Source organism: Gordonia sp. DT101, assembly GCF_049844895.1.
GTDB lineage: Bacteria > Actinomycetota > Actinomycetes > Mycobacteriales > Mycobacteriaceae > Gordonia.
In genome coordinates this window covers 286,967-299,117 of the sequence record NZ_JBNCLX010000005.1, presented here as the reverse complement: position 1 = coordinate 299,117, position 12,151 = coordinate 286,967, and the positions used below count along the sequence as shown (strand labels likewise).

Below are 12,151 nucleotides of genomic sequence, written 5' to 3'. Positions count from 1 at the left end.
TCACCCCGGGTGATGCCGCGGCGTGTACACGAGGTCCCCACCCGCCCGCGTCACCGCGGTGGTCGCCGACGACCCGATGATGAGCAATGTGCGCATGTCGACGGTCTGGGGATCGAGTTCGCCGACCGAGATCGTCCGCAGACTCTCCGTCGGTCCGCCCACATCGCGACCGACGACCAGAGTCCGGTCCGGTGAGACCGACTCCAGCAGGATCTCCTTGAGTTTGCCCACCTGCCAGGTGCGATGCGACGACCCGGGGTTGTAGATCGCCACGACGAGATCCGCTGCCACCGCGTGCCGGATCCGGTCGGCGATCACCTCCCACGGCTTGAGCCGATCGGACAGCGAGATGATCGCAAAGTCGTGACCGAGCGGGGCGCCAACGGCCGCGGCGACCGCGCTCGCGGCCGTCACCCCGGGCGCCACCCGAACCGCGACATCGTGCCAACGTGGTTCGGCGGCCACCTCCGCGACGGCCGCGGCCATCGCGAAGACGCCGGGATCCCCGGACGAGACCACCGCGACCCGCGCGCCGTGGGCGGCGAGATCGAGGGCGAACTCCGCCCGCTCGGACTCCACCCGGTTGTCGCTCGCGTGGACTCGCTGCCCGGGTCGGGCGGTGACCCGTGACAGGTAGGTGGTGTAACCGACGAGATCGGTGGCGCGGGCGAGTTCGACCTGCACCTGCGGCGTCGTCTGGTCGTCGGCACCAGGGCCCAATCCGACCACCACGACCTCGCCGCGCGCCTCGGCGACGTCCGGCGGGCGATTCGGGTTGTTCAGCGGACCGGGCACCACGATCATCGAGAAATACGGCACCTCATCGGGATTCACGTCGCGCAGCGGCATCACCCGCTGTGCCGGGGTGGACGCACGCTCCACGTACCAGGCCTCGTCTGCCCGGCCTGCCGAGACAAGCGCGTCACGCACCCGGACGAAGGTGCGGCCGAGTTTCAGGACGGCGATGGCGTCCGCGGCGCGGAAGCGGACGACCAGTTCTGCCGCCGGCAGGGTCCCGGGCACCACCGTCAAGGTCTCGTCGGCTTCCACCAGCGGGATCCCGAGGGCCGCCGACGACGCGCTCACCGACGTCACACCCGGCACGATCTCGGCATCGAACTCGCCGACGAGCCTCTTGTGCATGTGCATGTAGGAGCTGAAGAACAGCGGATCACCCTCGGCCAGCAGCGCCACGTCGCGGCCCGCCCGTAGATGGCCGGCGAGGCGGGCGGCGCTCTCGGCGTAGAAATCCTGCATTGCGCCGGCGTACCCGCCCGGGTGATCGGTGGTCTCGGTCGTCACCGGATACATCAGGCGTTCTTCGGTCTGTCCATCGCGCACGTACGGTGCCGCCACCGACCGCGCAATGCTGTTCCCGTGTCTCGCACAGTGATACGCGATGACATCGGCAGACCCGATGATGCGGGCCGACTTCACCGTCACCAGTTCGCTGTCCCCGGGCCCGAGGCCGATCCCCCAGAGCTTTCCACTCACCGACGTCACTCCTCCGGACTGGCCAATGCATTGATCGCGGCGGCGGTGATCGCCGACCCACCGCGCCGACCGGTCACCGTGATGAACTCCAGGTCGCGGCGGAGCGCCAGGGCCGCACAGGATTCGGCGGCACCCACGAAGCCGACGGGCGCGCCGACGATCGCCGCCGGGCGCGGTGCCCCGTCGTCGATCATGTCCAGCAGCGCGAACAGAGCAGTCGGGGCATTGCCGATCGCCACCACGGCTCCGTCGAGGTGTGCACGCCAGAACTCCAGTGCGGCAGCCGTTCTGGTGGTGCCCAGTCGATCGGCGAGCGCCGGTAGTGATGGTTCGGAGAGGTGACAACGCACGTCGTTGTCGGCGGGTAGGCGTTTACGGGTGACTCCCGCGGCCACCATCGAGGCATCGCAGAGGATCGGTGCGCCCGCTCCGAGCGCCGCACGTGCGGACCGCACGACACCGTCCGTGGCGACCACGTCCTCGGTGAGGTCGGTCTGCCCGCAGGCGTGGATCATGCGCACCACCACCTGCGCCACATCGGGTGCGAAGGCCGCCAGATCCGACTCGGCACGGATCGTGGCAAAGGACTGGCGATAGATCGCGGCGCCGTCACGCAGGTAGTCGCTCATGGTGCGGCCAGCCTATCGGCGGTGCGTCACGTATCCACCGTCGGGAGTCGCCTCGACACTGCGGTGCGGACCGCTGGGGGAGCCGCATCGGCGTCCGCACCCCACCCAGTGTTCGCGTTCCGTCACCGGTTCGCCGTCCCGGATGCGTACCAGCAGATCGTCGCGGACCGGGGCCAGCGCCTTTGCGCATCCCGGGGCGCCGACACAGCAGCTGACCGCGGCCCATGGTGAGGCGGCATCGAAGATCAGGCCCATCGGGGCCAGGACTCGCACCACGGTCTCGGCGACCCCCTCGTCCAGATCGCAGATGAGGATCTCGCGGTCGGGGGTCACGACGATCGGTGCCTGCACGGCGGCCACGAACTCGGCGAGCCGCGCGGGGAGTCGGGCGAGCTCGACGACGGCGCCCAGGAGTACACCGCCGTCGTCCTGGTCGAACCAGCCGACGATCGGGTCGGGAGGCTGCGAGGCGGGAGGCTGCGAGGCGGGAGGCTGCGAGGCGGGAGGCTGCGAGGTGGGAGGCTGCGGGGTGGGACCGCCGACGGCGGGTGCCAGCCGCGCCCGAACCCGATCGTCGAGCTCGGTTCGTTCGGTTTCGGCGAGATCGGCGACCCGCCACGCACCGTGGCAGATATCGATCATGTCCGCCGCGACGGCCAGGAGCTCCGTGGCGACCGTCTCGTCGCCGCGGGCCGAACCGAGCACTGCGCCGCCCACCAGCACATCGGCGACGATCTCGCCCGGCACAGCGGCCGATCGGACGATTGCACAGACATCGGGTTCGCGGCGCGCGATGTCGCCGCGGCCGTCGTCGAGGCCGAACAGGAAACGGCCGGAGAGCGACGCCGACACGTCGGCGGCCTGCAGTCGGTCGTCGAGCAGATCCGCGAGCGGGCGCACGTCGGCGATACCGCCGATCCGGCCGGTCAGCGGGCTGACCTCGATGTTGCGTACCTTGTCGTGGGTCGAGCTCGGAGCGAGGCCCGCCTTGATGACCGCGTCGGCCACCGCATCGACGTCGGTGAGCCCGCGCAGCTGGAGATTGGCCCGCGCGGTCAACTCGAGATATCCGTCCCCGTGCGCGGCCGCGGCCTGCGCGAGGGTCTCGAGCTGATCGGGTCGAATCCGGCCGCCCGGGAGCCGCACCCGGGCAACCGCGCCGTCGGCCGCAACATGTGTCGTGAACACGCCGGGACAGCGGTCGGTGGCATCGCGACGTACGGGTTCGGTCACCTGTTCCAGGGTAGGCCCCCACCGCAGGCCCGCGATGCCCGCGCTGACTAGGCTGAACGCACCGAGGAGCGGCAGAAGCCGGTGCAAATCCGACGCGGTCGCGCCACTGTGACGGTGTTCGACGGTCGACGACCGAGGACATCGAAGCCAGACCTGCGCTCCGGTAACCGCGATACGGCACGACAGACGTCACCACCGACCACACACCGGGCGCGCCATCCCGGCGAGGAGAACCATGATCCTGCTGCTCTCGACTTCAGACACCGACCTCATCACGGCAGCGGCCTCCGACGCGGAGTTCTCCGGCGCCAACCCGTCGCGCATCCTCGTCGACGACATCGGATCGCTGGCCGCAGCCGCCGACATCGTCGTCGTGCGCATCCTGGGTGGCACGCGCGCCTGGGAGGACGGGCTCGCCGCGGTGGCGGCGACCGGCAAACCGCTGGTGGTCTGTTCCGGCGAGCAGCAGCCCGACCCGGACCTGATGGCGCATTCGACCGTGCCGGCCGGTGTCGTCGCCGAGGCGCACAACTATCTCGCGGCGGGCGGCGTGGAGAACCTCGTCAATCTCTACAACTTCCTGTCCGACACGGTCCTGCTCACCGGTCACGGCTTCGATCCGCCGCAGCAGACCCCTGCCTGGGGTGTGCTCGATCGCCCGGCACGGGTCGCCGCCACCTCGGCGCCCACCATCGCCGTCCTCTATTACCGCGCGCAGCACCTGGCCGGCAACACCCGCTACATCGAAGCGCTCTGCGCGGCGATCGAAGAACGCGGCGGGCGCGCCCTGCCGATCTACTGCGCGTCGCTGCGTACCGCGCCCGACGATCTCATCGAACTCCTGGGTACCACTGACGCGCTGGTGGTGACCGTCCTGGCCGCCGGCGGCGCGACGCCGGCGACCGCCTCGGCAGGCGGCGACGACGACGCGTGGAACATCGAACGTCTCGCGGCGCTCGACGTCCCGATCCTGCAGGGCTTGTGTCTCACCGGTTCCCGCGCCGACTGGGCGGCCACCGACGACGGACTCTCGCCCCTGGACGTGGCGACGCAGGTGGCCGTCCCCGAGTTCGACGGGCGCATCATCACGGTGCCGTTCTCGTTCAAGGAGTTCGACGAGAACGGCCTGCCCTGGTACCAGCCGGATCCGGAACGCTGCGCCCGGGTGGCCGGGATCGCGGTGGCACACGCGCGATTACGGCGTACACCTCCGGCGGATCGTCGTGTCGCACTGATGCTGTCGGCGTACCCGACCAAACACGCTCGGATCGGCAACGCCGTCGGGCTCGACACCCCGCGAAGTCTGCTCCACCTCCTCGTCGCGTTGCGGGCGGCCGGCTACGACATCGGACCCGATGCCGGCCCGGACGCGATACCCGGACTGGCCGAGGACGATTCCGATGCCCTCATCCACGCCATCGTCGAGACGGGTGGGCAGGACCCGGACTGGCTGACCGAGGACACACTGGCGGCCAGCCCGATCCGCGTCGCCGCCGAGGACTACCGCCGATGGTTCGCCACCCTGCCGGACGATCTCCGGAGCTCCGTGGAAGAACATTGGGGGCCCGCGCCGGGTGACCTGTTCGTCGACAGGTCGTCGCGCCCCGACGGCGAGATAGTGGTCTCCGCCATGCGCTTCGGCAACATCACCCTCATGGTGCAGCCGCCGCGCGGGTTCGGCGAGAACCCGGTGGCGATCTACCACGATCCCGATCTCCCTCCGTCGCACCATTATCTGGCGTCCTATCGCTGGCTGACCGGTCGCGGTGACGGTGCCGCCGACATCGACGGGTTCGGCGCCGATGCGATCGTGCATGTCGGCAAACACGGCAACCTCGAGTGGCTGCCGGGCAAGACCCTCGGCATGTCGGCCGCATGCGGTACCGACGCCGCCCTCGGCGACGTCCCGTTGATCTACCCGTTCCTGGTGAACGATCCGGGAGAGGGCACGCAGGCCAAACGACGTGCCCACGCGGTGCTCGTCGACCATCTCATCCCGCCGATGGCGCGCGCCGAGTCCTATGGCGACATCGCCCGGCTCGAGCAGCTGCTCGACGAACACGCCAACATCTCCGCCCTCGACCCGGCCAAGCTGCCCGCGATCCGTCAGCAGATCTGGACTTTGCTGACCGCCGCCAAGATGGACCACGACCTCGGCCTGTCCGAACGTCCCGACGAGGACGTCTTCGACGACATGCTGCTACACGTCGACGGCTGGCTGTGCGAGATAAAGGACGTCCAGATCCGGGACGGACTCCACGTCCTCGGCCAGGCACCAGAAGACGAGAGCGAGATCGACCTCGTCCTGGCGATGCTGCGAGCACGTCAGCTGTGGGGCGGCACGCAGGCGCTGCCGGGCCTGCGCGAGGCTCTCGGTCTCATCGAGGACGGCAGTGCGGCCCGCATCTCGGTCGATGACGTGGAGACCACTGCCCGCGAGCTCGTCGCCGCCTGCGCAAAGGAGGGCTGGACCCCCGAGGCCGTCGCCGCGACGGCCGCCGGCCATCCGCCCGCCGTGGCCGACGTCCTCGGGTTCGCGGCGCGCGAGGTGGTGCCGCGCCTGCGGCAGACCGGCCGTGAGATCGACCAGATCCTGCACGCTCTCGACGGCGGATTCATCGAGGCCGGCCCCAGTGGGTCGCCGCTGCGCGGGCTGATCAACGTGCTGCCGACCGGACGAAACTTCTACTCCGTGGATCCCAAGGCGGTCCCGTCGCGTCTTGCCTGGGAAACCGGTCGCGCCCTGGCCGATTCGCTGGTGGAAAGGTATGTCGGCGAGCACGGCCACCATCCGGCGTCGGTCGGCCTGTCGGTGTGGGGAACCAGCGCGATGCGCACCTCCGGCGATGACATCGCCGAGGTCCTCGCGCTTCTCGGCGTGATGCCGGTGTGGGACGAGGCGTCCCGACGGGTCGTCGATCTGGAGTTGATCGACCTCGCCGAGCTCGGACGCCCGCGCATCGACGTCACGGTGCGCATCTCCGGGTTCTTCCGCGATGCGTTCCCGCACGTGGTGACGATGCTGGACGATGCCGTCGCGCTGGCCGCCGCGGCCGACGAGCCCGACGACCAGAATTACGTCGCCGCCCACGTGCGTTCCGCGATGGCCGACCACGGTGATCGTCGCCGCGCGTCGACGCGGATCTTCGGTTCCAAGCCGGGCACCTACGGGGCCGGGCTATTGCAACTGATCGACTCGCGCGAGTGGCGCAGCGACGCCGATCTGGCGCAGGTCTACACCGAATGGGGCGGCTATGCGTACGGCCGCGACCTCGGCGGCATCCCGGCGGTCGACGATATGCGGACGGCCTACCGACGCATCGCCGTCGCGGCGAAGAACACCGACACCCGTGAGCACGACATCGCCGATTCGGACGACTACTTCCAGTACCACGGCGGCATGGTGGCGACCGTGCGTGCCCTGACGGGGTCGTCGCCGGATGCCTACATCGGTGACAGCACCCGACCGGACTCGGTGCGTACCCGCACCTTGTCGGAGGAGACCAGCCGTGTGTTCCGGGCGCGCGTGGTCAATCCGCGCTGGATCTCCGCCATGCAGCGGCACGGTTACAAGGGCGCATTCGAGATGGCGGCCACCGTCGACTATCTGTTCGGTTACGACGCGACGACCAACGTGGTGGCCGACTGGATGTACGAGAAGCTCACCGAGTCCTACGTCCTCGACGAGGACAATCAGCGATTCATGCAGCAGTCGAATCCGTGGGCGTTGCACGGCATCGCCGAGCGCCTGCTCGAGGCGGTCGATCGGGAGATGTGGGAGGAACCGCCGGCCGACATGCTCGACCGGCTGCGGCAGGTCTATCTGCAGGCCGAAGGAGATATCGAGGGGCGCGCCGAGTGATGTGATCACGGCGACCGTGTGGTCGGAAAGAAATCCTGCGGATTCGGGAGAAAACCGGCACGCTCGATCGTTGGACTGGGCAGAGACCAGGGCGACACCGACCAGCTCGGCCGGTGGACGAGGTCTCGGAAAGGCGGAGATCCTCATGCGGATGATCTACCTGATCGCCTACTTTGCGGTCGAGATCGGTGCTTTCGTCGCGATGGCGCACTTCCTCGGATTTGGCTGGGCGGTGTTGATCACCCTCGCCGCGGTGGTGGCCGGATTCGTGCTGCTCCAGCAACAGGGTCGCAAGGTCTTCGCCGAGCTCCGACGTGCCTCGCGCAACGAAGTCGACCCGCGCGGTCCGCTCACCGACACCGCACTTCTCGCCGCGTCGAGTCTTCTGCTCGTCATCCCCGGGATCGTGTCCACGGTCGTCGGCCTGGTGCTGCTGGCGCCGCCGGTGCGTCGGATGATGCGTCCGGTGGTCGCCGCCGCCGGTGCGCGCCGGTTCGCCGCGACCATGGACCGCGCAGGCATCTATGCCAGCGGCATGTACGTCGGCCGCGGCACCGTCGTCGACGGCACGGTGGTCGATGTCGACGGGTCCGTCGTCGATCCGACACCCGGGCCTGCAGATCGCGGGTTGCCTCGGGGGCGATAGTCCGAGCGCCCGCTCGTCAGGGCACACTGGACCATCGTGACCACGGAACTGCTAGTCGGCGGCGTCGTCTATTCACCGGCCGCCCCGGATGCCACCGCCATGGCCGTGACCGACGGCACCATCGTCTGGGTGGGCAGCGACGACGTCGGCCGGGCGCTGCACCCGGATGCCCGGGTCACCGACCTGCAGGGCCGCTTCGTCGGACCGGGATTCGTCGACTCGCACGTCCATCTCACCTCTACCGGCCTGGGACTCGCAGGGCTCACCCTCAACGAGGCCACGGACCGGTCGGATTGTCTGCGCCGAGTGGCCGCGTTCGCTTCCGTCACCGACGAGGGTGAGCTGATCTGGGGTCTCGGCTGGGACGACTCCGGCTGGCAGGGCGTCGATCCCGATGACCGCCGGTTCCCGACAACTGCGGAGATCGACGCGGTGGTCGGCAATCTGCCGGTCTACCTGGCCCGTATCGACGAGCATTCCGCCGTCGCGTCGACCGCGCTGCGGCGTCTGGTGCCCGACCTCGAAGCCGCCGTCGGTCACCACCCCGATGAACCGTTGGTCGCGGAGGCGCATCACCTCGTGCGCGGGGCGGCCCGCCAACTCGTGACCGCGGCACAGCGCACCCGCGCGCAGCGCCGCGCCCTCGACACCGCGGCCGCACATGGCGTGATCGCCGTCCACGAGAACGGCGGCCCGGACATCAGCGGTCTGGACGACTTCCTCGCCCTCGCCGACCTCGATCACCCGGTCGAGGTGCGTCGCTACTGGGGTCAGGCCGTGCAGAGCGCCGAGCATGCGCGTGAACTCCTGGCGATCAGCCACGCCGACGCCCTGGCCGGCGATCTCTTCATCGACGGGGCGATCGGCTCGCACACCGCCTGGCTGACCGAGCCGTACACCGACCATCCCGGTCACACCGGCATAAGCTACCTCGACTACGAGACCATCCGCGACCACATCCGGGCTTGTACCGAGGTCGGGATCCAGGCCGGATTCCATGTGATCGGCGACGCGGCAACCGCTTCGGTGGTAGCCGCGTTCCAGGAACTCGCCGCCGAACTCGGCACACCGGCCCTGGCCCGGTGCGCCCATCGACTCGAACACGCGGAGATGGTGTCGACCGAGCAGGCCGTGACCTTGGCACGCTGCGGTGTCGTCGCGAGCATGCAGCCGCTTTTCGACGCGGAGTGGGGCGGTCCGGGTGACCTCTACGAGCAACGTCTCGGAGTCGCGCGCACCGCCGGGTTGAACAACTTCGCCGGACATGCCCGCGAGGGGGTGATCCTGGCCTTCTCGTCCGATGCGCCGGTGACACCGATCGATCCATGGTCGTCGATCCGGGCGGCCGTGCATCACCACCAACCGCGCAACGCGATCTCCGCCCGCGGCGCCTTCGCCGCGTCCACGCGCGGCGGCTGGCGGGCCGCCGGCGTCAACGACGGGCTCACCGGAACCCTCGTCCCCGGCGCTCCCGCGAGCTACGCGGTCTGGGACATCGACGATCTCGTGGTCGCCGGATCCCACGCCGGGGTGCAGCGCTGGTCCACCGACCCTCGGTCGCGGGTACCGGCCCTCCCGGACATCACCCCGGGGGCACGACTGCCCAGATGCGTCCGTACCGTCCACCGCGACACCGTCCTGTTCGACAGCGGGGCGCTCGACGGCGGCCCCGCGTGAGTTCGCCTCGGTCCGCGTGGACCGTCCTGGTGGCCCAGACGATCGTCGCCGTGGTCGCGGGCATCGCGATGTGGGCGGCCTTCCCGCCCCGCAACCTCTGGTTCCTCGCGGTCGTCGGCCTCGGCCTGATGGCGGTTCTGCTGGGTGCCGGTCGCCCACGGGTTCGCACCGGGGCGTGGCTCGGCTTCGTCTTCGGGCTGGCGTTCTTCGTGCCGCTGCTCCCATGGATCGGTGTCTACGTCGGGCCGCTGCCGTGGCTGGCGCTCGCCGCGGTGCTGTCGGTGTATCTCGCGCTGTTCGGGGTGATCGCGGTGCTCACCATGCGGCTGCCGGTCCCACCCGTCTGGTTCACCCTGTCCTGGGTGGCGGTCGAGGGTTTGCGATCAGCCTTCCCGTTCGGCGGGTTTCCCTGGGGGAGGGCGGCATTCAGCCAGGTCGACGGACCGTTGCTGCCCATGGCGTCGGTGTTGGGCGCGCCCGGGCTCTCGGCGGCGGTGGCGCTCCTGGGCGCGTCGATCGCCTGGTTGTGCCAGATCGTCTTCCGTGCCGTCCGCGACGGCGAGCACCACGGTCGATCGGTGGTCCGCGGAGCCGCACTGGCTGTGGTGCTGGCCCTGATCGGCCCGGTCTCCGCCATCGCGCTGACCCCAGGCACCGTCGACCGCAACGTCGCGTCGTCGTCGGCGCAGGTGTCGGCGGTCCAGGGCAATGTGCCCCGGCTCGGACTGGAATTCAACGCACAGCGCCGCGCAGTCCTCGACAATCACGTCCGGCAGACCGAACGACTCGCCGATGCCGTTCGCAGCGGCAACGCCGTGCAACCCGACTTCGTGGCGTGGCCGGAGAACGCGTCGGACATCTCGCCGCTCACCAACCCGGACGCCGCGCAGGAGATCACCGCGGCGTCAGTCTCGGTCGGCGCGCCGATCCTGGTGGGCACCCTCGTGATGAATCCCGACGGTCGGCCGACCAACACGGTTCTGGTCTGGGATCAGGAACGCGGCCCCGTCGATCGCTACGACAAGCACATCATCCAGCCGTTCGGCGAGTATCTGCCGTGGCGCGGATTCTTCCGGAAGTTCTCGTCGTATGCGGACATGGCAGGCAATTTCCGGCCCGGCTCCGGACCGTCGACGCTGACGGTGCCCGGCCGGTCGGGATCCGTGCAGGTCGGTGTGTCGACGTGCTGGGAGGTGGCCTTCGACAGATCGGCCCGCGCGGCAGTGGACGATGGCGCCCAGATTCTCTATGTGCCGACGAACAACGCGACGTTCGGTCGTACCGAGATGAGCTATCAGCAGCTCGCGATGTCACAGGTGCGAGCAGTCGAACACGGACGCGCCGTTGTGGTCGCCGCCACCAGCGGTGTCAGCGCGATCATCGATCCCGACGGGATGATCACCGCTCAGAGCGGCATCTTCACCCCTGCAGTGCTGTCGAGCCGGTTGCCCTTGCGCAGCGACACCACGCTGGCGACCCGGCTGGGAAGCTGGCCGCAGACCGTGGCGATGATCATCGCGGCGGTGGGGCTTTTGTTCGCGGTGGGACGGCATACTAGGTTCTCACTCAGGCAACGCAGCCCACATCGCCGAGTCACAGACCGCGCCTCCGCGGACCTGGCAGAGCCCGTCGGCCAGGGAGTGGCAAAGGATCACGCGGGGCCCGACGATCAAGCGAAGGAGCTCGGTGGCATTGGGTAGTCCGACACCCGGGAATGAGCAACCGGGGAACAATCAGCCGGCGAGCACCGACCCGCACGACGAACTGCAGGCAGTCGTCGGAGCACAGGGGGAGCGCGCCCTGGTCGTGATCCCGACGTTCAACGAGCGCGAGAACCTGCCCACGATCGTCACCCGCCTGCAAGCGGCCCTTCCGGGTACGCATGTCCTCGTCGTCGACGACTCCAGCCCGGACGGCACCGGCGACGTGGCGGACAGTATCGCCGCGCAGGACCCGGCCCAGCGCGTCCACGTCCTGCACCGCACGGACAAGGACGGTCTGGGCAAGGCCTATCTGGCCGGATTCGCCTGGGGGCTCGCCCGCGAGTACGCGGTCATCATCGAGATGGATGCGGACGGCAGTCACGCGCCCGAGCAGCTCGGACGATTGCTCGAGGCGGTCAATGCCGGTGCCGACCTGGTGATCGGGTCACGCTACGTGTCCGGCGGGAAGCTGGTGAACTGGCCGAAACGTCGGGAGTTCCTGTCCCGTGGGGCCAACACGTATGCACGACTCGCGCTCGGCGCGAAGGTGCACGACATCACCGCCGGGTTCCGCGCGTATCGACGAACCGTCCTGGAGAAGATCGATCTCGGGTCGGTCGAATCGGCCGGCTACTGCTTCCAGATCGACTTGGCGTGGCGGGCAGTCCGGGCCGGGTTCGACGTCCGTGAGGTCCCGATCACCTTCACCGAACGCGAGGTCGGCGAATCCAAGATGAGCGGCGGCGTGATGACCGAGGCGTTCCTGATGGTGGCGCGATGGGGACTCGAGAGTCGGATGCAACGGTTCGGACTCCGTAAGAACTGACGTCGGGGCATCCCCCATACCGTGCAACCCTCGCAGACGCCAAACGGCCGGACGAGACGAGGTCTCATCCGGCCGTTGTCG

The 12,151-nt window shown here is 69.3% G+C and carries 8 protein-coding genes; 5 read left to right on the top strand and 3 right to left on the bottom strand.

The genetic code is table 11. From position 1 onward, the window contains the following. From cobJ to ACLQ3I_RS18945, 3 genes are read right to left on the bottom strand one after another with little or no spacing between them, the layout of a single operon-like run. Complete coding sequence (gene cobJ / locus ACLQ3I_RS18955) at window positions 1–1,494, bottom strand: precorrin-3B C(17)-methyltransferase (RefSeq protein WP_425803949.1); 1,494 nt, start codon at window positions 1,492–1,494, stop codon at window positions 1–3. 5 nt (window positions 1,495–1,499) lie between these two features. Further along, window positions 1,500–2,123 carry a precorrin-8X methylmutase gene (locus ACLQ3I_RS18950; RefSeq protein ID WP_425803947.1) on the bottom strand — a complete coding sequence of 208 codons (624 nt, stop codon included), beginning with the start codon at window positions 2,121–2,123 and terminating at the stop codon, window positions 1,500–1,502. Window positions 2,124–2,135: 12 nt separating this feature from the next. Continuing rightward, window positions 2,136–3,356 (bottom strand): precorrin-3B synthase, encoded by a 1,221-nt coding sequence (locus tag ACLQ3I_RS18945; RefSeq protein WP_425803944.1) that lies wholly within the window; start codon window positions 3,354–3,356, stop codon window positions 2,136–2,138. A 235-nt stretch (window positions 3,357–3,591) separates the two neighbouring features. Here ACLQ3I_RS18945 and cobN point away from each other — a divergent pair, with 235 nt between their 5' ends. The 5 genes from cobN (at window position 3,592) to ACLQ3I_RS18920 (ending at window position 12,070) form a co-directional block, all read left to right on the top strand. Next, window positions 3,592–7,218 carry a cobaltochelatase subunit CobN gene (gene cobN / locus ACLQ3I_RS18940; protein WP_425803942.1) on the top strand — a complete coding sequence of 1,209 codons (3,627 nt, stop codon included), beginning with the start codon at window positions 3,592–3,594 and terminating at the stop codon, window positions 7,216–7,218. 145 nt (window positions 7,219–7,363) lie between these two features. Next, window positions 7,364–7,864: an FxsA family protein gene (locus ACLQ3I_RS18935; RefSeq protein ID WP_425794526.1), complete on the top strand. Its 501-nt coding sequence runs from the start codon at window positions 7,364–7,366 to the stop codon at window positions 7,862–7,864. A gap of 36 nt (window positions 7,865–7,900) precedes the next feature. Next, window positions 7,901–9,541, top strand: coding sequence for an amidohydrolase (locus ACLQ3I_RS18930; protein ID WP_425794405.1), 1,641 nt, complete (start codon window positions 7,901–7,903; stop codon window positions 9,539–9,541). Further along, window positions 9,538–11,241 carry an apolipoprotein N-acyltransferase gene (gene lnt / locus ACLQ3I_RS18925; RefSeq protein WP_425803940.1) on the top strand — a complete coding sequence of 568 codons (1,704 nt, stop codon included), beginning with the start codon at window positions 9,538–9,540 and terminating at the stop codon, window positions 11,239–11,241. Before ACLQ3I_RS18930 ends, lnt begins: the two co-directional genes overlap by 4 nt. Before the next feature lie 64 nt (window positions 11,242–11,305). After that, window positions 11,306–12,070, top strand: coding sequence for a polyprenol monophosphomannose synthase (locus tag ACLQ3I_RS18920; RefSeq protein WP_425804058.1), 765 nt, complete (start codon window positions 11,306–11,308; stop codon window positions 12,068–12,070). The last annotated feature ends 81 nt before the right edge of the window (window positions 12,071–12,151 follow it).